The organism is Glutamicibacter mishrai (assembly GCF_012221945.1).
Classification (GTDB): Bacteria; Actinomycetota; Actinomycetes; order Actinomycetales; family Micrococcaceae; genus Glutamicibacter; species Glutamicibacter mishrai.
In genome coordinates, this window is the sequence record NZ_CP032549.1 from 2,585,191 (window position 1) to 2,610,033 (window position 24,843).

At 61.8% G+C, this 24,843-nt stretch carries 17 protein-coding genes; 11 read left to right on the plus strand and 6 right to left on the minus strand.

The window, feature by feature from the left end; genetic code table 11:
• Positions 1-170 precede the first annotated feature (170 nt).
• Genes D3791_RS16840 through D3791_RS12195 form a run of 4 tightly spaced genes read left to right on the plus strand, consistent with a single transcriptional unit; the run spans position 171 to position 7,705 of the window.
• Complete coding sequence (locus D3791_RS16840; RefSeq protein ID WP_081638083.1) at positions 171-695, plus strand: WhiB family transcriptional regulator; 525 nt, start codon at positions 171-173, stop codon at positions 693-695.
• A complete protein-coding gene (locus D3791_RS12185; protein ID WP_172512362.1) occupies positions 641-4,171 on the plus strand; it encodes a glycosyltransferase family 2 protein in 3,531 nt (1,176 codons plus the stop codon). The genes D3791_RS16840 and D3791_RS12185 overlap by 55 nt, the downstream gene beginning before the upstream one ends.
• Positions 4,171-6,747, plus strand: coding sequence for a DUF5719 family protein (locus tag D3791_RS12190; RefSeq protein WP_172512363.1), 2,577 nt, complete (start codon positions 4,171-4,173; stop codon positions 6,745-6,747). The genes D3791_RS12185 and D3791_RS12190 overlap by 1 nt, the downstream gene beginning before the upstream one ends.
• Before the next feature lie 25 nt (positions 6,748-6,772).
• Entirely contained in the window at positions 6,773-7,705 is a 933-nt protein-coding gene (locus D3791_RS12195; RefSeq protein WP_172512364.1) for a COX15/CtaA family protein, read from the plus strand.
• Here the strand turns inward: D3791_RS12195 and D3791_RS12200 are convergent.
• Entirely contained in the window at positions 7,696-8,160 is a 465-nt protein-coding gene (locus D3791_RS12200) for a metallopeptidase family protein (RefSeq protein WP_172512365.1), read from the minus strand. The genes D3791_RS12195 and D3791_RS12200 overlap by 10 nt on opposite strands.
• Before the next feature lie 96 nt (positions 8,161-8,256).
• Here D3791_RS12200 and D3791_RS12205 point away from each other — a divergent pair, with 96 nt between their 5' ends.
• A complete protein-coding gene (locus D3791_RS12205; protein WP_172512366.1) occupies positions 8,257-8,643 on the plus strand; it encodes a DUF3499 domain-containing protein in 387 nt (128 codons plus the stop codon).
• A 181-nt stretch (positions 8,644-8,824) separates the two neighbouring features.
• Positions 8,825-10,300 carry a TIGR01906 family membrane protein gene (locus D3791_RS12210; RefSeq protein ID WP_172512367.1) on the plus strand — a complete coding sequence of 492 codons (1,476 nt, stop codon included), beginning with the start codon at positions 8,825-8,827 and terminating at the stop codon, positions 10,298-10,300.
• Positions 10,301-10,364: 64 nt separating this feature from the next.
• On the opposite strand, the gene D3791_RS12215 is transcribed toward D3791_RS12210, so the two are convergent.
• Positions 10,365-12,206, minus strand: a complete 1,842-nt coding sequence (locus D3791_RS12215) for an AMP-dependent synthetase/ligase (RefSeq protein ID WP_172512368.1) — start codon at positions 12,204-12,206, stop codon at positions 10,365-10,367.
• Positions 12,207-12,284: 78 nt separating this feature from the next.
• Positions 12,285-13,895 (minus strand): dolichyl-phosphate-mannose--protein mannosyltransferase, encoded by a 1,611-nt coding sequence (locus D3791_RS12220; protein ID WP_172512369.1) that lies wholly within the window; start codon positions 13,893-13,895, stop codon positions 12,285-12,287.
• A gap of 68 nt (positions 13,896-13,963) precedes the next feature.
• Here D3791_RS12220 and rsmI point away from each other — a divergent pair, with 68 nt between their 5' ends.
• Both rsmI and D3791_RS12230 read left to right on the plus strand, forming a co-directional pair.
• Entirely contained in the window at positions 13,964-14,824 is an 861-nt protein-coding gene (gene rsmI / locus D3791_RS12225) for a 16S rRNA (cytidine(1402)-2'-O)-methyltransferase (protein ID WP_425483107.1), read from the plus strand.
• 136 nt (positions 14,825-14,960) lie between these two features.
• The gene (locus D3791_RS12230; protein WP_022874949.1) at positions 14,961-16,448 is read left to right on the plus strand and encodes an NAD-dependent succinate-semialdehyde dehydrogenase; all 1,488 of its coding nucleotides are present in this window, start codon (positions 14,961-14,963) and stop codon (positions 16,446-16,448) included.
• A 73-nt stretch (positions 16,449-16,521) separates the two neighbouring features.
• Here D3791_RS12230 and D3791_RS12235 read toward each other — a convergent pair whose 3' ends face one another.
• From D3791_RS12235 to D3791_RS12245, 3 genes are read right to left on the minus strand one after another with little or no spacing between them, the layout of a single operon-like run.
• Complete coding sequence (locus D3791_RS12235) at positions 16,522-18,951, minus strand: transglutaminase TgpA family protein (RefSeq protein WP_172512371.1); 2,430 nt, start codon at positions 18,949-18,951, stop codon at positions 16,522-16,524.
• Positions 18,948-20,273: a DUF58 domain-containing protein gene (locus D3791_RS12240; RefSeq protein WP_172512372.1), complete on the minus strand. Its 1,326-nt coding sequence runs from the start codon at positions 20,271-20,273 to the stop codon at positions 18,948-18,950. Before D3791_RS12240 ends, D3791_RS12235 begins: the two co-directional genes overlap by 4 nt.
• A 10-nt stretch (positions 20,274-20,283) precedes the next feature.
• The gene (locus D3791_RS12245; protein WP_172512373.1) at positions 20,284-21,246 is read right to left on the minus strand and encodes an AAA family ATPase; all 963 of its coding nucleotides are present in this window, start codon (positions 21,244-21,246) and stop codon (positions 20,284-20,286) included.
• Positions 21,247-21,455: 209 nt separating this feature from the next.
• Between D3791_RS12245 and D3791_RS12250 the strand changes: the two genes are divergently transcribed.
• From D3791_RS12250 to rsmA, 3 genes are all read left to right on the plus strand, one after another.
• A complete protein-coding gene (locus tag D3791_RS12250) occupies positions 21,456-22,415 on the plus strand; it encodes a TatD family hydrolase (RefSeq protein WP_246242072.1) in 960 nt (319 codons plus the stop codon).
• Between the two features lie 287 nt (positions 22,416-22,702).
• Positions 22,703-23,857 carry a resuscitation-promoting factor gene (locus D3791_RS12255; protein WP_281350597.1) on the plus strand — a complete coding sequence of 385 codons (1,155 nt, stop codon included), beginning with the start codon at positions 22,703-22,705 and terminating at the stop codon, positions 23,855-23,857.
• A 99-nt stretch (positions 23,858-23,956) separates the two neighbouring features.
• Positions 23,957-24,841, plus strand: a complete 885-nt coding sequence (gene rsmA, locus D3791_RS12260; protein ID WP_172512375.1) for a 16S rRNA (adenine(1518)-N(6)/adenine(1519)-N(6))-dimethyltransferase RsmA — start codon at positions 23,957-23,959, stop codon at positions 24,839-24,841.
• Positions 24,842-24,843: the final 2 nt, after the last annotated feature.

The window sequence follows — 24,843 nt, forward strand, 5'->3', positions numbered from 1 at the left end:
TCTTAGAATGACCTCCCCACTTGACTCTAGCGGAGTTACACGGATGTAATTAGAGGGTGAGTCCGGCGGAATCCATCACATTCTCTAGATTGATGGAATAAATGCTGCCGGATGGGTAGGTGCCAGAGAAGGCCCAATCCACTCAAACCAATCGAAAGGTCAACATCACCATGGCGAATCTGGAGCAGGGGTACTCCGAATTTTCGACCTCGGCTGTGGCGTCCGCTCAGTACGGGCTTGAAGACGCACCGTCTGACTGGTTTGTCGACCCTCAAGCCGGTGAGTCCGCACGTGTTGCAGTAGCAGCCGATCTGGAGACCGCGGCCGACAATTACCTTAAAGAGCACGACACGGCACCGGACGCTGAAGAAATTCCTTCAGTCGGATCCTGGGCGCCGGAACTGGATGAGGACGAAGAAGTACGCGACACCATCAAGGCCGTATGGCTCGGTGTTGGCGGCGAAGTTGATGAAGGCGAACTGGGCTGGCAAGCCCGCGCACTGTGCGCCCAAACGGACCCGGAAGCGTTTTTCCCTGAAAAGGGTGGTTCGACTCGCGACGCGAAACGCGTCTGCGGCGCATGTGTTGTCCGCTCTGAATGTCTAGAATATGCCTTGAGCAATGATGAGCGCTTCGGCATATGGGGAGGGCTCTCAGAGCGCGAACGTCGCCGTCTACGGAAACGAGCAATCTAATTCGTCCGCCAATTCACGTCACCGCCATCGTTGCCTCGCACGATGGCGCTGACTTTTTACCACGCACTTTGGCCGCGCTGCGCAACCAGTCGCGGCCTATTGAACGATTTGTCGGAGTCGACGCTTCTTCCTCCGATGCTTCATTTGAAGTACTTCGGGCCAACCTACCCTCCAACGCAGCCCTGCTGCTGGCCGAGGAAGGATCCCTGGGCCTGTCCCTGGAAGTAGCTGTCTCGCAGCTTCCAGAAGCTCGCGCCGACCGAGATGAGTGGCTGTGGATCATCCACGATGACTCCATGCCGGCACCCGATGCTCTTGAAAACTTGACGCGAGCCGTCGAAGCTTCCGAGTCGGTGTCTATCGCTGGCTGCAAGTTGCTGGATATCGACAACCCGCGGCACCTGGCCGAAGTGGGCCTGAGCGTAGACCGCAAGGCCCAGCGCCTGACCATGATCGATACCGACGAAGTCGATCAGGGCCAGTATGACGGACGCAGCGACTACTTTGCCGTGTCCTCGGCAGGCATGTTCATCCGCCGCGAAGTCTTCGAAGACCTCGGCGGATTCGACCCGGCAATTCCAGGCCGCGGCGACGACGTAGATTTGTGCTGGCGAAACCGCTTGGCCGGGCACCGCGTGGTAGTGGTCCCGACCGCCAAGATGTACCACCAGGTCGAGGTAGTCGACTCCCTGGCTGGACCGCGCGAAGCCAAGCGCTCGGAAGTCTTCCAGCGACTGAAGTTCGCTTCGCCGCTGGCTTTGCCATTCCTATGGATCGGGCTGCTCTTCGGAGCCATCGGCCACTTCCTGATGGCCTTGCTGGCCAAGGACCCCGGCCATGGGTTCAGCCACCTCGGCGCGACCCTGCGTGGCCTGTTCACCCCGGGCAAGCTGGCGGCCTCGCGTCGCAACGTCTCCCAGATTCGACAGGTTCCCCGCCGGCAGGTGCGCAAGCTGATGACCTCGGCTGCCCAAGTGCGCGAATACCGCCGCAACCTGAATACCGGACGCGACGATGCTGAAGTCTATGGCGATGGCAGCGGAGCTGACGCCATGGTGGAGCCCAGCGGCGATAACTTCTCGGACTTCGTCCGTATCGCCCGCCCGCCACGCACCACCGCGGTCCTGTCCCTGATCTTCGCCCTGCTGCTTTCCGTCGCCGCCTCGCTGATCGCTTGGCGCAACGTGCTGGGCGCTTCCGCTCTTTCCGGTGGCGCCTTGCGCCCGTTCTCGCAGAGCACCCAGGAAGTCGGCGCCAACGCCCTGTCCTGGTGGCAGAGCATCGGCACCGGTGTGAGCGCGCCGCCTGACAACTCCGATATCCTCTTCTGGCTGTTCTCGCTGGCGACTTTTGGCCACGCCAACCAGGCCTCGCCCTACCTCTTCCTCGCAGCCATGCCATTAGCGGCACTGACCGCATGGTGGGGCATTGGAGCGGTCAGCCGCTCCCGAGCCGTACGATTCTTCGCGGCGCTCATCTGGGCACTGCTGCCATCGCTGACCTCGTCCTTGGCCTCCGGCCGCGTCGGTTCAGCCATGGTGCATATCCTCCTGCCGGTCTTTGTCCTGGCAATCCTGCGTTCCATGAACGCTCAGGTAGCCGTCGAAGGGGCCAAGCCCAAGACTGCGAAGCAGCAGTCGGTTTCGGCCTGGACGGCCTCAGCTTCGGCAGCCTTGCTGCTCTGGGCGATCTCCGCAGGATCGATGGCATTCTTCCTCACCGCCACCGTGTTGATCTACGCCTTGGCTTTGTCGTCGCTGCAGCGAGCACGCAGCCTGTGGTGGATCCCGTTGCCGGCCGTGGTGTGGAACCTTCCGCTGTTGGTGGCTTCGCTGAGCGAACCACGACTGCTCTTCACCGAGCCAGGTGCTGCCACAGCATTCTCGCCGGCATCGCCATGGCAAATGCTGCTCGGCTTCCCGGAGGCCTTCGACCCCAAGGTCGGCTTGGTCGGCTGGGACATGCTGCCTGCCGGCCCATGGGCACTGGTTGCCGCACTCCTGGTCGGCGCGCCAATCATCTTCATGGCGGTCTTCGGCACCCTGAGCTCCGCATTCAGCTTCAATGCCGTCATGCGCCGCAACTCCCGCCGGCTGCTCTGGGCAGCTGTGATCGCCGTGGCCGCAGGATGGGCCATCGGCTTCATCCCGGTCACCATGGATTCGCATACCGCGGTAACCGCGTACACCGGACCATTTGTTTCCTTCGCGGTATTCGCCCTGATGGCTGCCGCAGCCAATGCCTTGGCCGCTTTGCGCCACGAGGACAAGCCACGAGCCATTCGCGCAGGTGCCCCTCGGCCGCTCTTGGGCCTGATGGCCGCACTGAGCGTTGTGGCAGTTCTGGCTTCCGGCTCGGTGCTCCTGGCTACGCAGCTGAACCCGGCTACAACCTCGGAATCCCTGTCCAAGCTGGTCAACACCCAGCAGGTGGGCTCATCGCAGCCACGTACCCTGCCAGCCACGGCGGCCGATGCAGGACGTTCGGAATTCCAGGAACGCACCCTGGTGCTCAGCCCGCGGTCTTCCGGAGAAATCGACAGCCAGCTGGTCTCCGGCTCTGGCGAAACCCTGGATAGCATCAGCCGCTTCTCGCAGGTCAAGGCGCTGGGCGGAAGCCTGCTGGATCCAGAACGCAATGAAGGATCCATCACCGCTTCGGTGCAGAGCAAGGCAGTGGCCATGCTGCTCTCCGAGTCGGCACTTGATTCCCGCGAGTCGCTGCGCGAACTGGGCATCGGCTACATCGTCCTGAACGAAACCGGCGAATCCGTTCCCGCAACTGTGCGCACCCTTGACGCTGCCACTGGCCTGGCGTCTGTAGGCCAAACCGACAGCGGCTGGCTCTGGCGCGTGGATTACGGAACTTCGGCTGGCGCCGAAGGAACCGGTTTCGCACGCCTGGTCAGTGAAGATGGCACAGTCACGGTGCTGCCGAGCGAACGCGGAAAGAACAGCAAGGTGGAAATCCCTGCGTCCGATTCGAAGCGCACCCTGGTCCTGGCTACGCCCGCCGATGCCAAGCTGCGGGCAAGTATTAACGGTGACGCGCTGCGCTCCGTCGCTTACCCTGAGGATTCGGACACTCGCTGGGCACAAGCCTTCGAAGTTCCCGCCGAAGGCGGCGAACTGACGCTGTCGCACAAGGAAGTCATGGCAACCCCAGTCCTGATTCTTGGCTGCCTAGTCCTGCTGATCACCATCTTGCTGGCCATCCCGGTTCCAAGCTCCCGGCGCTTCGCGAACTACCGCAATAGCGATTACCGGTTCCGTGAACCACGGGCAGAAGACGAAGAACTGGCAGACGGTTCCGAGGTTTTGGCGGCGGCTGAAGTACAGAGCCCTTCCACGGCTACCGGCGTGCTTCCGCAGAGCCGACGCGAGGCCCGTGAGCGTGCCAGCGAGATCCGAGAGAACTTGACCCCGAAGCTCAACGACCGAATTTCGGACGATGACGCCGAGCAGGAGAAGAAGTAGTGAGCGACGAGAAGAACGTGAACTCAGCGGATTCTGCTGACAAGCCAGCCGAGCAGGTTCCTGCGCCAAAGCCAGTGGCAAGCCCGCAGGAATCGGCGGCACCTTCGCAACCTGTATCCGCCGCCCTGTCCCGGGCTGAGCAGAAGGCCGCCAAGGCCAAAGCCAAGGTCGATGCAAAGCTCGAAAAGGTGCGCGCCAAAGAAGCGCAACAGCGTGCCAAGGCCGATGCGAAGAACGCGGCCAAGGAGCAGAAAGCTCGCGAGGCTGAGCAAGAAGCCGCAGCCAAGGCCGAGGCCAAGGCCGAGAAGAAGGCTGAGGCCAAGGAAACTGCCAAGCCTGCGGCTGCGCCAGCTTCTACGCCTGAGGCCAATGCCAAGGCCGAGCCCAAGGCCGAGCCGGCCAAGGAATCCGAGCCTGCCAGCGAGAAACCATCGAAGGCAGCGGGCACCCCAGTCGCAGAACCAGCATCCGACGCCAAGCCAGAGGTTGCCTCTGAGGCCAAGGACCAGCCAGCTGTAGCGCCGGCGCAGGATCCGGTCTCGCCCGAGGCCCATCCGGCGCACAAGGCCGCCAACACATCGACCCCGCCGGCGCCTGTTGCCGCTCATGAACCAAAGGCTGCCCACAAGGCAGAACCGGAGAAATCCGAATCGGACAAGACTTCTGCTGGCAAGGCTGAAACGCCGGCCGAGGGCAAGAGCCAGGCCGCACAAACCGCTGGTGCTTCGGCAGCTGCCGCGGCAACTGGCGCAGCAGCGACCCCTGCAGCAACAACCCCAGAAGCTGCGTCCAAGGACACCGCCGGGGAACCGGAAAACGCCAAGGCCACCAAGCGGCGCCGCAAGCTGGAAAAGATCCGCGCAGCCGAGGCAGCTAAGGAAGAGCAGGCCCACAAAGCCCAGGCCACCGAAGCAAGCCCGGCCAGCGAGTCCACCGACGGCAAGGTCAACGCGCGCCGCAAAAAGCTGGACAAGGCACGAGTCGCCGCGAGCAAGAACGCGGCCACCGCGCCCACCCGCAAGAAGACCGGTGCCGTGCTGCTGAGCCTGGCTGCGGTCATCGCTGCCGGCGCAGTGGTTGCTGGCGGATCCGTGATCGCTCCGAAGGCCGCGGAAAAGACGCTGCCAGCGGCCGTGACCAACCTGCCGGCAGGCGATGCCAGCAGCATCTGCGCGCCCACCCCGCAATTGCTCAAGGGCGTTGACGGCACCGACCCGCAGTTCGCCGCCGGTGCCAAAGAGATCTCCAGCAATCTGCGCAGCATTGCCGTTTCGGACCTGGCCAAGCGCATCCCCGGATCCTCGTTCGCCAAGCTTGACGGCTCATCGGAACGTTCGCTGACCAAGCGCATCGCAGAAGCCGAAGCCCTGGAAGCACGCGGTTCAGATGACGACGGACAGACCGGACGCACGAGCAAGATCTCGACCATCAATGACGCTGACGATGCGCAGGTCTATTCGCTGCAGCCCCTTGGCGGCCTGGCCTCGGAAGGCAGCGCGCTGCGCAGCTACCAGGCCAAGGACGGCGACCTTGCAGGATTGGCCACCGCCACCTGCCAGGCGCCAGCATCGAACTGGCGATTCACCGGCTTGCAGACCAGCACCGGTTCGACCAGCGTGATGAACCTGTCGAATCCGACCCATACCACCGCTCAGATTTCCGTCCGCTTGCGCGGGCCAGAAGGCCTGATCGACACCCCGACCCTGCAGAGCATCGTCCTGGCGCCGGGGGAGAGCCGCGCCCTGGTTCTGGGTGGTTACGCACAGAACATGGATTCGGTCTCTGCAGAGGTCACCAGCGTTGGCGGCAAGATCACCGCCTCGGTGCAGCAAGCCGCACTGCGCGGGTTGACCCCATCCGGCGTGGACTTCGTGGCTCCGAATGCCTCGGCATCCAACACCCAGGTGATCCCGGGCGTCTGGATCGATGAGAAATCAAATGCCGATGCCCTGAGCAAGGACGATAGCTCCCTGGTGCCGCAGCTGCACGTTTCCGCCACCGGTTCCTCCGGCGCCGGCTACAAGGTCAAGGTCCTGGGCAAGGACGGCGAAGTAGCCGCCAGCTTTGATGACAACCTTGCGGTGGCCTCCAACGCCACCGATGTGCAGAGCCTCAAGCAGCTTGCTGCCGGCTACTACACCATCGTGGTGGAATCGGACGCTCCGGTGACCGCTGCGGTCCGCATGGTCCGAGGCAGCAACCCGAAGGACTCCTCGGATACCGCATGGGCCGCCAGCTCCAACGTTTTGGCCGGAACCCAGGCCATGCCGCTCCCGGCCAATGGCACCGGCAAATTCTCGTTGGCCGCGGTCGACGCGGATTCCTCCGTGGAAGCCACGGTGGTGCGCAAGGATGGGAAGCTCAGCAAGGGCAGGAAGCTGGAGATCAATGCTGGATCCAGCATTGTCTTCGATCCGAAAACCGTGGCGGATGACGCGCAGGCAGTGATTTTCTCTACCGACGCGAACACCTACATCGGAGCCCTGACGCTTAGCTCTGAACGTTCTATCGCCTGGGCTGCCATGCCTCAGGCTAATGCCGGTCGCGACGGCATTGTGGTGAATATCGGCGGGTAGCCTCCCGCCACCAAGGAATAGTTTTATGGTTACCCCCTTCGGCTGGCTCGCCAGCCGAATCGCCCTGGAGCGCCGTTCGCTGCGCGCTGCCAGCCTGACCGCCATGGTCGCTGCCATCTTGATCATTGTCGGCGGAGGAGTGGTCCGCGTGACCGGCTCAGGCCTGGGCTGTCCGGACTGGCCGGCCTGCACCGACGGATCCTTGGCGCCAACGGCGCAAATGGGCATCCACGCGACCATCGAATTCGCCAACCGCTTGCTCACCACGGTGCTGTGCGCCGCGGTGGGATGGGTCATCATCGCAGCCCGGCTGCAACGCGAACCGGTGCCAGGCATTACCCGCTGGGCCTGGGTGCAGTTCTGGCTCGTCGTGCTCAACGCCGTGATCGGCGGAGTCACCGTCTGGGTGAAGCTGAACCCGTTCATGGTGGCCGGGCACTTCTTGGCCGCGACCTTGCTGCTGACCGCGGCGGCGATCACCTGGGATAAGACCCAGAACCTGACGGCCAAGCAGCAGCCGGAGAGCACCCCGCAGCTCAAGACGCTGGGCACCAGCATGCTGGCGATCAACGCCGTGATGGTCATCCTTGGCACCGCGGTCACCGGCTCCGGCCCGCATGCCGGGGACTCTGCCGATGTGCCGCGCATGGGCTTTGACTGGCTGGGCATCACCGTGGTCCATGCCGTGGCGGCGGTGCTGGCCTTGGTGATGGCGCTGGTCATCTGGCGCACCTCGAACCAGCAACAGGTTCCGAATGTCTCGAGCAAAGCCACAATGTATGTGCTGGTCTTCGCCGGCCAGGGTGCGATCGGCATCGTGCAGGCGCTCACCCACCTTCCCGAGCTGCTGGTGGTCTGCCACCTGGTGGGCTCGGCGCTGGTCTGGATCGGAGCGGTCCGCCTGATGCTGGCCACCCACGCGCCACAGCGCACGGTGGCCGCCCGGGCTCACTCGTAGTCGGGGTCGTCCGGGAAATAGGACGGGTCGACCTCACTGATCGGCTTGACCCACAGCTGCGCCACCTCGTGCACAATGCACTGGTGGACAAGGTCCAGCAATTCCCCGGGGCTGTCGGCGATCTGCTCGATGGGCAGCCGGAAGATGATGATCTTGGCCCGCTCATGGGCTGTCGCCGGCACGGAGGATGCCAAAGGTATCCGGTCGCCGATGGCCTGGGCCTGGTTGATCAGCTTGTCGCTGGGAACCGGCTCAATCAGGAAGTCGATGATCTCGATCTTCTGCGCCCATCGCTCGGACAGCCGCTGGGCGCTGGCCATCACCGCGTCGTCGAATCGCTCCTGGCGGGAGCGGTAGGCAGGCAGGTGCATCGGCACCAGCGGCCCGCGCCGTCCCCGGCCATGGCGGTTGCGCCGTGGCCCGCTGGGCTGATCCGGCAACTTGGAGTTCATCATCCCAGCCTATCGCTTGGCTCGATACCCAGGGCGGATCGGCCCGCAAGCACCCCTAGATCCCCGGTTAGCGAGCATGCCGCGAGTAGAATAGAGCGCGTGGAAGGTCTTCGTCTTTGTTCTCGCCCAGCTTGCCGTGAAGCAGCTCGTGCAACCCTCACCTACGTCTACGCGGATTCAACCGCAGTGCTGGGTCCGCTCGCGACCTACCCGGAGCCGCATTGCTACGACCTGTGCGCACGGCACGCCAACCGCCTGACCGTGCCCAGCGGCTGGAACCTGATTCGCGGAGTCATGCCTGACGTGCTGGAACCCGAAGACGAACTCAATGCCCTGGTTGATGCGGTGCGTGACAAGCAGCCGCAGTCCCGCGAACCACGCCACGCCTCCAGCTCCCCGGTGGACTCGGTGCGGGCCCGCGATAACCGGGGCCAGCGTTTCGATTCCCGCGTCCGTTTGGCCGTCCTGCCCGATGAGGAACAGTAAGCTCCGCTCGAAGAACCTTTTGCGGGCATATCAGCTTGTGTCCTAGCCGAAACGTGTTTTAGGTGTGGTAATCCGTCGCATGTGCCGTCCCGGTGGATATGCTGAAGGCGCGTGAGCCCTCAGCGGCTTGCCATTGACCCCAAAACATCACACCATCGCGCGAATTGCAGGAGGTTTGCTCATGGCTGAGGCGGCGAAGAACCCTACCGGAGGGCAAGGAAATGCGGGCCAGCCCGCATCGGCTAGCCCTGAAGGAGCGCTAAAACCAAAGGCATCGCTGAGCCAAAAAGCTGAAGAGCTTGCTGCGCGATTGGAAGCCCACAAGAACCAGGCGCAGGCTGAAGCGGCCAAGGAAGCCGCTGCCAAGGAAGCTGCCCGCAAGGATGCGGTCCGGCGAGCCATGTCCGGCAAGACCGAATCTCCTGCACAGCCCGAAGCCGCCAAGGCCACGGTCAAGAAGCCGGAAGCGGCCAAAGCCCCCGCGGCCCCGCCGGCACAGAAATCTGCACCGGCCAAGCAGGCCGCTCCTGCCGCGCCTGCGCAGCAAGACGCCCCAGCCAAAACCGCGGCTCCTGCCGCCGCGAGCAAGCCGGCAGCAGCAAAACCAGCAGCAGCGAAACCAGCTGCCCAGCCGAAAGCCAAAGAACCAGTAGAAGACGTGATCCGCGCCATTAAGCTGCCACACGAGATCGAAGCCGAGAAGAAGGCCAAGAGCCAGTCGCCAGCACCGGCCACCAGTGTCCAGCCACAGGTGGAGGACCAGGGCACGAACACCGCCCAGCAAGTACCGCCGGTATCGGTAGCGCCCAAGACCGGATCGCTGCCCACCACCAAGGCAGCCGTCGCCCAGGCACGCAACCGGGTCTTCGGCAGCTATGAGCCAGAGCCCGAACGATCCGAAGCCGCAGTCCAGCGCCGGGTCGCCCGGGAACGCGCCTTGAACTCCAAGCCGCCATTGGGCCGCACCGCACAGGTCATCGTGGCTTTGGCCTTCCCGCTGCTGACCTTGATCGCAGCCATCCGCCTGATCGCCACCCCGGCCTTCTTGGCATTGTCCTATGCCCGCCCGGGTTTCCCCAGCGACAGCTTCGGCTTCACCGATGCCGAACGCCTGACCTACGGCAGCTACGGCGTGGACTACCTGAACAACTTTGCCGGACCCGAATACCTGGCCGGGCTCAAGCTTTCCACCGGATCGGCGATGTTCACCGACGGGGAGGTGCAGCATATGGTCGACGTGAAGAACCTGATCGGCTTCGCCTACATCCTCGGCGCGGTCCTCGCCCTCATCCTGGTCATCGGCGTCTGGTACCTGGCCAAGCGCTACGCCGGGGGAGTGCGCCGGGCATTGTTCTCCGGGGCCATCTTGACCCTGGTCATGATCGCCGCGCTCGCGGTGGCCGCGCTGCTGGGCTGGGAAACCTTCTTCACCCAGTTCCACGCCCTGTTCTTCTCCGAAGGATCCTGGACCTTCAGCGTCAGGGACACCCTGATCCGCCTGTACCCGGAGCAGTTCTGGATGGACAGCGCCATCGGCATCGCCGTGCTGGTCCTGGCGACCATCGCCATCGTGCTGGTCAGCTGCTGGCCGACCGGACGCCGCCGAGAGGCCTCCCGGCTTCGCCAGGAGGCACGGGCCTTCGGCATCGGCAACTAGCCAGCAACGCCATTAAACAGTTCAGGCGCCGCGAAAGCGGCGCCTGAACTGTTTAATCGTGATGCTATTTGGTGTACAAGGCCTGGATCTGCTCCTCAAACTGGTCCAGGACGGTCTGCCGCTTGAGCTTGAGCGAATTGGTCAGGTGTCCGGAGGCTTCGGTGAATTCCTCATCGAGGACCACGAATTTGCGGATGGACTCGGCCTTGGACACCGTCAGATTCGCGGTGTCCACATAGCTTTGGACTTCGGCAATGACCTCGGGATGCACCGCTGCCTGCGCCAGGGACAAATCGCCAAGGCCCTTGGCCTTGCCCCAGAGCACCAGCTCCTCGGGATCCAAGGTGACCATGGCGGAAATAAACGGTCGCTGTTCACCGACCAGGACGCACTGGGCCACGATGCGGCCGGCGCGGACCATTTCCTCCAGCGGGCCAGGCGAAACGTTCTTGCCGCCAGCGGTGACGATCAATTCCTTCTTGCGGCCGGTGACCTTCAGGTATCCGGCTTCATCCAGGACGCCGGTGTCACCGGTCTTGAAGTAGCCATCGGCGTCGAAGACCTCCGCGGTGGCCTTGGGGTTGTTGTGGTAGCTGGAGAAGACGCCAATGCCCTTGATCAGGATCTCTCCGTCGTCGGCGATCCTGACGCTGGTACCGGGGATAGGACGGCCCACGGTGCCTACCCGGGTACGCGAGGCCTGGTTCACCGTGGCAGGCGCAGTGGTCTCGGTCAGTCCGTAGCCTTCCACCAGCTCGATGCCGGCGCCGCGGAAGAAATGCGCCAGATCCTGGTTCAGCGCGCTGGCTCCGGAAATCGCATAGCCGCACTCGCCGCCAAAGACGCCGCGCAGCTTCGGGTAGAGGACCTTGTTGAACAGCGCGTGGCGGGCGCGCAGGCCCAGCGGCATGCGCGCTTTCTGGCCGCGAGCACGGGCGTCACGGATCTTGGAGACCTCGATGGCGGTCTGCTCGGCCCTCAAGAACAAGTCGGCCTTGCCGCTGCTCTCGGCAGTGGCCAGGGCGGTGGTGCGGATCTTCTCGAAGACGCGGGGCACCGCCAAGAGGAATCCGGGCTTCACCGCAGCCATGTCCTGGACCAGATTGGCCATGGAGCTGGAATGGGCGATGATCGATCCGCCGTGGATGCAGGTCTGCTGCACGGCGCGCGCCAGAACATGGGCCAGCGGCAGGAACATCAGCGTGCGGCGCTGGTCTCCGAGGATATCGAGCATATGCCCGGCCAGGTTATGGGCCACCATGGCGAAGTTCGAATGGGACATATTGCAGCCCTTGGGGCGGCCGGTGGTGCCCGAGGTGTAGACCATGGTGGCTACATCTTCGAGCCTCATGCTGGTCCGATGGGATTCGATGAGCTCTTCGTTGACCCGTTGCGGATCAACCAGCAGCTGGTGCAGTCCTGCTGAGGGGATCAGCGACTTATCGGCCTGATCGTAGCCTTCAAAGATGTGGATGCGGACCTCTTCGCCCAGCTGCGCGACGGCCTGGCGCACATTGGCGCGCAGTGCGTGATCCTCGGCGAAGACGACGCGGGCTCCGGAATCGCGCAGGATCCATTCGATCTGGAAGGGGCTGGAGGTCTCGTAGATGGGCACCGAGACACCACCGGCAAACCAGATGGCTTCCTCTGCCAGCGCCCACTCGTAGCGCGTGCGCGAGACGATTGCGACCTTGTCGCCAGGCTGCAGCCCGTCATTGATCAAGGTCATGGCCAGGCGCTTCACATCGGTGAGGAAGTCCGATGCGCTGACGTCGTGCCAGGAGCCGTCGCGCTGCACGCTGAACAGGGGTTGATCTGCGCCGCGGGCGACGCGGTCGATCAGAAGATTCGTCGTATTGAACTCTGGCGCTAATTCAGTGAGCAGCTCGACGGTTACTTCTTGCATGGAAGCTAAATCCTTCGGGAATCGAAAATCGTCAAAGTGGCCTATTTCATGGCTTCAAGCACCGATGAGCTTGACGGCTTAGCCCCAGCTGGGGATCCACACGTGCAGACGCCAGAGTTCATCCGCGATCATTTGCCCGGACCAAATCGACCAGAAGAAGGCCGAAGTGACTAGGAATAACGCTATTACAAGGGTGACCACGATAATGCGCGAGCGGTACATGAGCCCGGTATTCGGCTCACGTGGAATGAACCTGCCAATCATATACGTCAACGACAGGACCATGAACGGAACCAGCGGCAGGGTGTAGAAGAAGAACATTGTGCGTTCCGGGTACATCAGCCAGGGCAGGAAACCGGCCACGGCGGAGGAAAGGATCGCTCCTGCCCGCCAATCGCGCGCGCCGAGCCACCACAGGATCAACAGGAACATACTGATCGAGCAGGCCCACCACAACAGCGGATTAGGCAGGTCGGTGATCACTTCGGTGCAGCGCTTCAGATCGCAGCCGTTGACGCCCTGGTCATAGCCTTCGAAGTAGAACAGCACCGGACGGCCGGCAAAGGGCCAGGTCCATGGCGAAGACTGCCAGCCATGTTCCGAGCTGAGCCCCGTGTGGAATTCGTAGCCGGCCTGATGATAGTGCCAGAGCGAACGCAGCGGGGCCGGCAGCCAGCTGATGCCTTCCCCGGGATTCTCCACGGCCCACTGGCGGTAGCGCCCGCCAGCGGTGACCAGCCAGCCGGTCCACGTGGACAGGTAGGTGAGCAAGACGATGGGGATCATCGTGAAGAACGAGTAGATTCCGTCGCGGATGAAGGCCGAGCGCTGCCAGCGGTGGATGCCCGCGGTGCGCCGTGCGGCGAAATCCCAGAGGACCGCCAGGATGCAGAAGACGGCAACGAAGGACAGCGCCGACCATTTGATGCCGACAGCTCCGCCGAGCATCACGGCTGCTACCAGGCGCCAAGGGCGCCACCACAGCATCGGGCCATTGGCGAGCAGGAACTCGTCGGGCCTGTTGCCCGGCGGCACCGAGAGTTTTCTCGCTAGCTGGGTGCGTCCCTGGATTCGATCCTTGAGCAGCGCGTAGAACGCTGCCAGGACGAAGAACATGAGGAAGATATCCAGCAGCGCGGTACGGGACATCACGATGGAGTGGCCGTCGATGGCCATGAGCAGTCCAGCGATGCCAGCCAAGGTGTGCGAGCCGAAGAGCAGCCGGGCGCACAGGGTCACCAGAAGCACGGAGAGCGTGCCGAAGAGCGCTGTGCTGAATCGCCAGCCGAAGCCATTAAAGTCGCCGAAGAGCAGCATCCCCAAGCCGATGAGCCACTTGCCCAGCGGAGGATGGACGACAAAAGATGAATCGTTGGACAGCTGCGGATCGCCGGCGATGAACTGGGCGTCGCTGTCATCGGCCCATTCGCGTTCATAACCGCTTTGCAATAGCGAGAACGCGTCCTTGACGTAATAGGTTTCGTCGAAGATCAGCAGGTGCGGGTGCGCCAGATTGATGAAGCGCAGTAGCCCAGCCAGCAGGGTCACCGCCAAAGGGATGATCCACATCAGCGGTCCGCTGAGTGCAACTGTGGGGAGAAGCCGCTGTTTCAGGCTCTCGAAAGTAAAGGCCTGACGCGCTGAGCGGACGTGGCCAGTATCCGCGGAGTTGAAAGTCGAGATGCCCATCACCAGATCATGCTACCGGCGTAAAGGGTGGAATGTGGGCTTTTCGTACTTCGCGTAGGCTTAAGAATGTGCAGATCTCAGAGAATGAGGGCGTCATCGTCCTCGGCGCTACCCCAATTGGCAACCTATCCGACGCATCCCCGCGCTTGCGGGAGATGATGGCCACCGCGGATATCATCGCCGCGGAGGATACGAGGAACTTCCACCACCTGGCCCACGCGCTGGGAGTCAAGATCACCGCCAAGGTCATGAGCCTCCATGAGCATAATGAGGCGCACAAGCTGTCGGAAGTCATCGACCTAGCCGCCCAGGGTGCCACGATCCTGGTCGTCTCTGATGCCGGAATGCCCGCGGTGTCCGACCCGGGCTACCCGCTGGTGGCAGCAGCACTCAGCGCCGGAATCCGCGTCACCGCAGTACCGGGCCCATCCGCCGTGCTCACGGCGCTCTCGCTCTCCGGTCTTCCCACAGGTCGTTTTACCTTTGAGGGATTCCTGCCGCGCAAGGCAGGGGAGCGGCGCAAGCGGCTGGACTCGCTGCTCACCGAAGAGCGCACCATGGTGTTCTTTGAAGCTCCGCACCGACTGGCTGACTTCCTGGAAGCCGCGGTCCAAGCCTTCGGCGAGGACCGCCAGGCGGCCGTGGCCCGCGAACTGACCAAGAAGTTCGAGGAGGTCCGGCGCGACTCGCTCGGCTCGTTGCTGCAGTGGGCGCAAGAAGGCGTGCGCGGCGAGATCGTGGTGGTGATCCACGGTGCCGAGGAAGCCGAGCCAGCCACCGTAGAAGAGTTGTTACCCAAGGTTGCGCAATTGGTGGAGCAGGGCACTCGAATGAAGCAAGCGGTGGCTGAGGTGGCCGAAAAGTTCGGAGTGAAGAAACGCGATCTTTATGAGGCTGTTCTGGCCGAACGTCACGAAGCGGATAAATAGCGAAATTCGCATAGGCTGATTGCACAATGAATCTGCGCTTTTATAGTGCACAGGGCGATTTACAGTTCACTTGTGCCGAGAATAGCGTAGGCATCAACGACGATTAGTTTCATTTAGAGTTTCAGGAGATGCGCGTATGTCGATCACTGCCCAGCGTGAAGCAGAACTGCTTGCAAAGGTTCCAACCGGTCTTTTGATCAATGGCGAATGGCGCGACGCCTCGGATGGCGGCACCTTTGACGTGCTCGATCCAGCCACCGGGGAAAAGCTGCTGACCTTGGCCAGCGCCACCAGCGAAGACGCTATGGCCGCCTTGGATGCCGCGGATGCAGTACAGGCCGAATGGGCCTTGACCGCTCCTCGCGAACGCGCCGAAATCCTGCGCCGCGCTTTCGATCTGGTCACCGAACGCAAGGATGACTTCGCCTTGCTGATGAGCCTGGAAATGGGCAAGCCGCTGGCCGAGGCCTACGGCGAAGTGACCTACGGCGCCGAATTCCTGCGCTGGTTCTCCGAGGAGACCGTGCGCCACTACGGCCGCTACGTCACCACCCCAGAGGGCAAGAACAAGGTCCTGGTCCACCACAAGCCAGTAGGCCCATGCCTGCTGATCACCCCATGGAACTTCCCGCTGGCCATGGCTACCCGCAAGGTCGGCCCGGCTGTTGCCGCAGGGTGCACCATGGTGCTCAAGCCAGCCAAGCTGACCCCGCTGACCAGCCAGCTGTTCGCCGCCACCATGATGGAAGCCGGCCTTCCAGCCGGCGTGCTGAACGTTGTTTCGGGTTCCTCGGCTTCGAAGATCTCTGGCCCATTGATGCAGGATGACCGCCTGCGCAAGGTTTCCTTCACCGGCTCCACCCCAGTGGGCAAGCAGCTGATGAAGGACGCCGCCGACAAGGTCCTGCGTACCTCCATGGAGCTGGGCGGCAACGCGCCGTTCATCGTCTTCGAAGACGCTGATCTGGATGCCGCTGTTGAAGGCGCCATGGCTGCCAAGATGCGCAACATGGGCGAAGCCTGCACCGCGGCGAACCGTTTCCTGGTTCACGCTGATGTGGCTGAAGAATTCACCGCCAAGTTCGCCGAAGCCATGAAGGCCCTGAAGCCAGGTCGTGGCACCGAAGCCGACACCACCGTTGGCCCATTGGTTGAAGAGAAGGCTCGCGACGAAGTGCACGCACTGGTCGAGGCCGCCGTCAGCGCTGGCGCAACCGCCGTCACCGGTGGCGCTCCAGTTGAGGGCCCAGGCTACTTCTACCAGCCAACCGTGCTGGCCAATGTGGCTAACGACGCCAAGATCCTCACCCAGGAAATCTTCGGCCCGGTAGCACCGGTCACCACCTTCACCTCGGAAGAAGAAGCCATCAAGCTGGCCAACTCCACCGAATACGGTCTGGCCTCCTACATCTACTCGCAGGACTTCAACCGCATGTTCCGCGTTTCGGAGCAGATCGAATTCGGCCTGGTCGGCTTCAACGCCGGTGTCATCTCCAATGCCGCAGCACCATTCGGCGGCGTTAAGCAGTCCGGCCTTGGCCGTGAAGGCGGCGCAGAAGGCTTGGCCGAGTACACCACCGTGCAGTACATCGGCATCGCCGATCCATACGCAGCAAAGAAGTAATCCAAAGCATCCAAGGATGCCGCAGAAACAGTTCGAGCCCAGCCATTTGGCTGGGCTCGAACTGTCCTAAGGATTAATGATCTGCGGCATCTTTCACGGTGGTCCGCTGCCCCAGGGCAGAGCCCAGGGAACGCGGGAAGAGGAAACCGAGGATCCGGCGTCCAAAGGGCAACTCGCTTCGCAACTGGTGCTCGATCTCGTGCAGGGCGTCTAAGAGCATCGGGGCATCGTGCGCCTGCGGATGACGCGAGGCATAGAAGCTTTGCTCGATGGCGCTTTGCAGCAACCGCAATGGTTCGACAAGCTGCGGATGATCTTCTGCCAGCCGCACCAGGTAATCACCGACCGATTCGTGGTCTCCCGCCTTGGTTCCTGCATCCATTCCGATGCTCAGCAGCTCGGCCCAGAGCGCTTGTGCCGCGTCGGGAGTGCCTGAACGAACCAGCTCCAGCCGCCTTTGCCGAGTGCGCTGCCGGCGCCACGGGCTAATGCACAGTCCTGCAACCGCCACGAGGGCCACCAGGGGAATCAGCCAGAAGGCACCGCTTGCCTCGCTTGCCGACGTCCCCTCGGTAGCTTGCGGGGTGGGAGTCGGCGCGGCGGAGCGGGTGGGGGTGCTGCGCGCGGTGGGCACTTCAGGTGCTGTGCTTTCTGCTGGCGCAGCGGACGCGGTCGGCTCCGGCGCATAGGTCGGGGTATAGCCACGGCCGGGGGTCGGTTCAAAGGGAACCCAGCCGATGCCGTCAAGGTAGAGTTCAGGCCAGGCATGGGCCTGTTGCCCGCTGACGCTGTAGCCGGTCAGTTCGGTCCCGGTCTCCAGGCCTCTGGCCAGCGCTCCTGCTTCTTCGGATTCATCCACCACCAGGGATTCTCCGGTGGCTTCACCGGGCGCGTAGCCCACGGCAATCCGCGAGGGAATCCCTGCTTCTCGAGCGAGCAATGCCATCGCCGAGGCGAAGTGGACGCAGTAGCCCTGGCGCCGGTCAAGGAATGCCTTGACTACTTCGGCATTGGCTCCGTCGTAGCCTTCGCGCAGGGGAGTGCGCTCGGAGTAGACGAAGTTCCCGGAACGGAAGAATTCCTGGAGTGCTACGGCCTTCTCCAAATCGCTGCTTGGTGTGCCCTCCTGCCCGTAGGCTTCTTGGAGCGTGCGCCTGAGCAACGGCTGCAGTGCATTCTCCGGATCCTGGGGCAGCTGGGTGTAGTCATCATTGATGAAGTCATTCGCTCCGAGGTTTAGCTGTGCGAGGTAGTCGATCATCTCCGGGGTGATGTCCAATTGCGCGTAGGCGACCGAAATTTCGTTGGTCGCTCCTAGAGCGTCGCCGCTGAGCCGGGCCATAGAGGTTTCATGGGTCCACTGCCAATCGCCAACAATTCCATTGACCAGGTAACTTCGGTCTGGAAGCGGCAGCAGCGGATTGCTATTGCCTCTGGGCCACGTCATCTGCAGTACTTCTTCGGAGCTGCCGAACGACGTGAAATCGTTGTTGACCGCGACATCGCCGTAGTAATCGGAATGGAAGAGGCCCTCGGTGGGCTCCCAGCGTTCCTGGGTCAGGTCCTTGATGACCTGGGTGCGAAGGTAAGGCGCTTGCTCGGCGCTGGTGTAATAGGTTAAGAATGGATCCGACCCGTTGGAGCGAAGATCTCGTCCCAGATTGATCAGCGGATCAACGTTATTGGCGAGCAGGTCTCCGGATGGGCGTTGCCCTTCGGGGAACATCCCAGTGCGGAAGCCCGGCATCCACATGCTCGCGGCGATCAAGGACCCCACGCAGGCCAGGGCTGTGAGGCCGAAGATCCCAAGGGTCTTCGGCTCCAGCAGACGAACTCCGCTGGCGCGAGGCAAGGGCTTGGCGAAGATGCGCGGCACCAAAGCCGCGTATCCCAATACCCCCAGAACCAGCAGTGCAAGGTAGCCGATGCCCGCGCCCTCTTGCTTGAACAAGGAAGCGATAATCGGGGCGAACGATAGCGGGATGATGACCAGCAAGGCGGTGCGCCGGAAGCTGGAAAGCAATTCCACTACCAGGCTCACGCCCAGCGCCAAGACCAGAATGGCGAAGTCCACGTAGATGGAGCTGGCCACTGGCGGAACCTGGGTGGCCAGCTGGATGCCCGCCTCGGATAATGCGGAGGAGAACCATTGCGCGGTGGAAAAACCGTAGGTATTGGCGGTCATCGCGTCGTGGCTGGCGATAGCGAGAATGCCGATGAGGATGGCAGCCGGGAGCGCCAGCCAGCGCAGGGCTCGAACGCTTCGTATTGCCCCGGCCGCCAGGTGCATGGCGGTGATGGGCAGTAGAAGATAGGGGAACCAGGAACTGCCCTCGACAACACCGGTGAGTGATGCTGTCCCTGCAAGGACCGCCACCGCCATGCATAACGAGGCCAGCACGCGCGCGAGGAAATTCTCGACTACCGGTGTGTGGTTCATGCCCGGTCCTTCTGGATCGCCGGCCCGGTTCGGTGCTGGGGCGTCGGTTAGCTTGATGCTCATGCTCCGCCCCACATCTGTTCTGCGCCCATGGTTGCCGGGATCAGATGGATCTTCCACCCGGTTCCGGCCAGTTCCTGGTGCACGTCTGAATATCGTTCCGGATGCGCTACCAGAATAAAGATTTCGGCATGGCGTACCGTGCGCGCCAAGGTGGCAAGCCATCGAGCCTGGATCATGGTGAGCTCTCCCAGGATCATGATGACCGGTTCGTCCCGGTACCCCAATAATTCCTTGTGCAAGCCGTCGCCGAAGATTTCCGAGGCGGCCATCTCTGTCCCGCCGGTGCTCAGTGCTAGCACCGCGGTAGCTGCGTGGAAGGATTCGAAGTTCGACTGGGCCGCGACATCGGAGGTTGCTTGCGGATGCTCGCTGATCAGTGGCGCGCCGCTGAGATCACGGACAGATAGTTGGTAGCCGCTGGAGGCGTAGCACAGCCCGATGCTGCTGGCCAGGGATAAGGCCGTTTCAAAACGACGGCTGCTGGGCAGGTCTTCCTTCGCCCCGGCGGGGATGGACAGGCGAAGATCCACACCGCTGTGGCACCAATGATCGAATGCGGTGTCCAGGATCAGCAGCGCCTGGGCGGTGGCGACATGATTCTCCTGTCGGACCATGAGCTTGCCTTGCCGCGCGCTGGCCTTCCAATGGACCTGGCGGATGGAATCGCCCTGCTGGTAGTCGCGAATGGCGACGTCGTAATAATCCGCGGTGGTGCTGAGCGAGTGCCGGGCGTCGCCGGTAAGCATCTGCTCGCCAAGGGAGGCGAAGCGGTGCAGATCAATGAGTTCGGAGCGGACCGGGACATCCATGGTTTCACCGGTGTTGACCATCCCCTGGATGAGGCCCAGGCTGTCCGAGACGATTTGCTGCGCGGGACCGAGCTGGTGGATGCCGCGGGTGCCGAAGACCAGTTCGTAGTCCAAGCCTCCCGGTGCCTCGAATTTGGGTCCGGGGCCGAAGCTCTCTGGAAGCCGCTCTTGGATGGTTGCCGATTCCGCGCAACTCAGCCTCACCCTGCACACTTCACCCACGCTAGGCACCGTGGAGAGCACTTGCCGCTGGATTCTTGTGCGCCCGCGAAGACCCAGCGCGAGTCCCCAGCTAACAGCCGCCAAGACGATCAGGCTGATGCCCAGGGCCATGAGCTCGTGCCGTCCGAAGAGATAGGCGAAGAACATGAGCAGGGCCCCGGCGCCCAGGGTGCACCATCCGCGCACCGTGAGCAGGTCCAGGCGCAGCCTGCGCAACGTGGCCGGTGTCGATCGTTCCGAGCGAACCCACGACAAGGCATTGCGGGAGTCGAAGCGAGGTGTTTTCTCCATGCGATGCCAGCTAGCTGACGGGGGTGCTGGAGAGCAGTTCTTGGATGAGGTCTTGGACGTCCACCCCATCAGCCAGTGCGCGTCGGGTAAGGATCAACCGGTGGTTCAGGACCATTTGGGCCACGCTTCGCACGTCTTCGGGCAGAACATGGTCGCGGCCATTAATCGCAGCGTGCGCTTTGGCGGCCCGCACCCACTGGATCAGGGCACGAGGTGAAGCGCCGAGCTCGATGTGCGGATGATTCCGCGAAGCACGGCCCAAGTCCACGACATAGGAACTCAGCCGTTCGGTAACGGTGATCGAGCTGACCTGTTCGATCATCTGCTGCAGGTCAGCCAGTTGCAAGACCGAGGCCAACGTTTCCAAGGGCTCGTGATGATGGTGCCCGGTGATCATGGATATCTCGGCTTCACGTTGCGGATATCCCAAGGAGATCCGGCCCATGAAGCGATCGCGTTGCGCTTCGGGCAGCGCGAAGGTCCCCTCGGAGTCAATGGGGTTCTGGGTCGCAACCACCATGAAGGGGTGTTCGAGCGGGTGGGTGATCGAATCGACCGTTACTTGGGTTTCTTCCATGCATTCAAGCAACGCTGATTGCGTTTTTGCATTGGCGCGATTGATTTCATCGGCAATGACGATATTGGCGAAAATCGGGCCGGGATGGAACGTGAATTCATGGGTCTGCGGCGAATAGACTGATACGCCGGTCACGTCGCTGGGCAGCAGATCGGGAGTGAACTGGATGCGGTGGACGGACCCGTTCACGCTTTTGGCTAGGGACTTTGCCAGCATGGTCTTGCCCACGCCGGGAACATCCTCCAGCAGCAGATGGCCTTGGGCCAGAAGCACCGTCAGCGCATTCGTGATGGCCTCGGGTTTTCCGTTGATCACGCTCTGCACGGCATCGAAGATGCGTTGGCAATTCGCTTGGAACGTTGAATCCAGCGATGGCATCGTCGGGTTCGCACTCATTCGAAGTTCCTCCTGCGCAATGGGTCAGCCGCGAGACACTTCGCATCCTGAGGCATTCAAAAGACTCTTGATCACTATCATATGGGGATCTTTTGTCCAACAGAAGAGTCTAATCTTGGCCGAGCGGGAGGATGATTGGGGCTGAACTCTGTGTTGGTGACACAATAAAACAAGCAGCAGGCAGCAGTGAACGAACGAAAAGGATTACCGTGTCAAAGAAGAAGTCGGACACCGACATCACCCGTGTTCCTGAGGCTTACCGTCCCAGTGAAGTCGAGGATTCAACCGGTCCTGAAGGGCGCGCGCGCAAGTCCCAGAACGAACATGGCGGCAGCAAGCGGAACCTGCACTATCCCGAAGCGCCGGAAGCCCTGCCGGTTGCGGTGGTCGACAACCACACCCATCTGGACTTCCTTGATGGCACGGTCAAGGTCTCTGCCGCTGACGCATTGGCAGCTGCTGCCGCAGTAGGAGTCAAAGGCTTGATCCAGGTCGGCTGCGATGTCCCTTCCTCTGAATATGCAGTGCAGGTGGCCAATGAATACCCTAATATCCTGGCTGCGGTGGCCATCCATCCGAACGACGCGGCACGACTTGCCGAGCGCAGTGAACTTGCCGATGCCTTGAATCGCATCGAAGAACTTGCCTCGGACCCTCGCGTGCGAGCCTTGGGGGAGACCGGCCTTGATTACTTCCGCACTGGCGAAGATGGGCGCGAGGCCCAGGAACACTCATTCCGCGAACACCTGCGGATCGCCGTGGAGCAGGGCAAGGCTGTCCAGATCCACGACCGTGATGCGCATGATGATGTCGTGAGGATCCTCAAAAGCTCCCAATTGCCGCCGAAAGTCGTATTCCATTGCTTCTCGGGAGATGAGCAATTGGCGGAAATCTGCAACGACCATGGCTGGTACATGTCATTCTCCGGAACAGTGACCTTCAAGAATTCCCATGGCTTGCGTGCCGCACTGGACGTGGCGGACCCGAAGTTATTGCTCGTGGAAACAGATGCCCCGTTCTTGACGCCGCATCCATTCCGTGGACGGCCCAACGCGAGCTACATGATTCCTTATACGACTAGGTTCATGGCAGAAACCAAGGGTGTGGAGCTTGCCGAATTCTGCGAACAAATCGATGCCAATACCCGTGAAGTGTACGGAGCATTCTAGACCCGCGAGCTGTGCCTCTCATTACAGGACACTTGCCATGAATATAACAATTCGGTTACGGTGGATGAGATGTTTGAGGTTCTTCCTGCCTTTTTATGGGGCGGCGAAAGCCTTGGCAGCCTGATCCTCGCACATCGTTGCGTCCGGGAAAGACGGCATGAATCTGATTGATAAGTAGGCAGCATGTGCTGCTGGGCTCGATGCGAATGACTGAAATATTTTCGGGGCTTGGGCCAATAAACGATGGGGATCTCACTACCGTGACTCACTTGCTCAAGAAAAGCTGGGTGAAATACCTGGCTCAGGCGCTCGCCGTGGCCGTGGTTATCGCCGGCGCCGTGTTCTATGTTGCTGGCCAGAAGTCGGTAGTCATCTCCGTCGATGGAGAAGACCAGGAAGTCAGCACTCGCGCTGCGACTGTCAGCGCGCTGCTGGAGCAGCAGGAGATCTCTCTGGATGAACGCGATGAAATCTCCGCAGGTCTCGATTCGAAGCTTTCTGATGATCAGAAGATTGATATCAAGCGCAACAAGTCCGTTGAGGTGACCGTTGACGGCACCGAACGCGTTGTTCACACCACCGGCATGACCGTGGCTGACGTTGTCAACCAGCTGGATCTCGAAAAGGGATCCGAGGTCTCCCTTGACGAAAACATGCAGTTGACCGCCTTGAGTGACGACTTCGAAGTGATCACTCCTAAAGACTTCACCCTGATTGTGGGCGACAAGAAGAAGGACATCTCCACCACCGCATCGACCGTCAAGGAACTGCTCGCCGAGCAGAAAATCAAGGTTGATGACAATGATGAAATCAACGTCAAGGTTGACGACGAGACTGAAAAGAACGTCAAGGACAGCACCGCGATCGACGCTGGCGCAGAGGTTGAGGTCATCGAGGTCAACATTAAGACCTGGGACGAAACCCGCGACATCGATTTCGAGACCAAGGAAGTCAAGGACAAGTCCCTGGATAAGGGCGATACCGAGGTCAAGACCGAAGGAAAAAAGGGCGAACGCGAACTGACCCTGCGCCAGGAAACCCGCAACGGCAAGAAGGGCGAGGAAGAAGTCCTCAAGTCCAAGGTCACCAAGGAACCTGTCGCTGAAGTAATCCGCGTGGGCACCAAGGAAGAAGAAAAGAAGGAAGAGAAGAAGGAAGAATCCTCTTCGAAGCCTTCGACCAACACCGGCAATATCTCCGCAACGTGGAAGGCGCTGGCTAAGTGCGAATCCGGCGGAAACTGGTCCATCAACTCCGGCAATGGCTACTACGGCGGCCTGCAGTTCTCGGCCTCGTCATGGCGAGCAGTGGGCGGCACCAAGTATGCGCCATTGCCACACCAGGCCACCCCTCAGGAACAGATTGCAGCAGCTGAGAAGCTTCGCGCTTCCGGTGGCTGGGGCCACTGGCCAGCCTGCTCGTCGAAGCTGGGCCTGCGCTAGAAATTAAGAAGCCTAACAACGCGACGCGTTCACCATCACGGTGGACGCGTCGCGTTGTTATGTTTGGATCTTACTGACTGAACTAGAATTGGACTTGTGATGTCTAAGGAATCTTTGCCGCTGCTTGGGGCCACCGAAATCCGTCGACTAGCCGAAGAGCTGGGAATCCGCCCTACCAAGACCTTGGGGCAGAACTTTGTGATTGATGGGAACACCATCCGCCGCATTGTCGCCGCCGCCAATGTCGACCCAGCTGAAACAGTTCTGGAGGTAGGTCCGGGGCTCGGTTCGCTGACCCTTGGCATCATGGATGCGGCCGCCAAAGTCGTTGCCGTGGAAATCGACCCGCCGCTGGCCAAGCGCTTGCCGCAGACCATGGCCGAGTTCCGGCCAGGCCGCGAAGATGACCTGACCGTCATCCTCAGTGATGCCATGAAGGTCACCGAGCTGCCGGGGGAGCCGACCTCGCTGGTAGCCAACCTGCCATACAACGTCGCAGTACCGGTGGTCCTGCACTTGCTGGAACACTTCCCGAGCATTCGCAATGGCCTGGTCATGGTCCAGGACGAAGTAGCCGACCGCATGAGCGCTACGCCGGGCAACAAGATTTATGGAGTCCCATCGGTCAAGGGCGCCTGGTACGGCACCATGCGCAAGGCCGGCGTGATCGGCATGAACGTCTTCTGGCCAGCGCCGAAAATCCACTCCGGGCTGGTTGGCTTCACCCGCGACAAGGACCGCAGCGACGCTCCGGACCGCAAGGAAGTCTTCGCCATCATCGATGCCGCCTTCGCCCAGCGTCGCAAGACCCTGCGTGCCGCCCTGTCCGGCTGGGCCGGTTCGGGCACCCGCGCTGAAAAGATCTTGGTGGCCGCCGGAATCGATCCCAAGGAACGCGGCGAAAAGCTTGATATCGAGCAGTACATCAATATCGCCCGGGCAGCCAAAGAAGTTCCTGCAGACGTAGCAGACAGCGAGGGCTAACC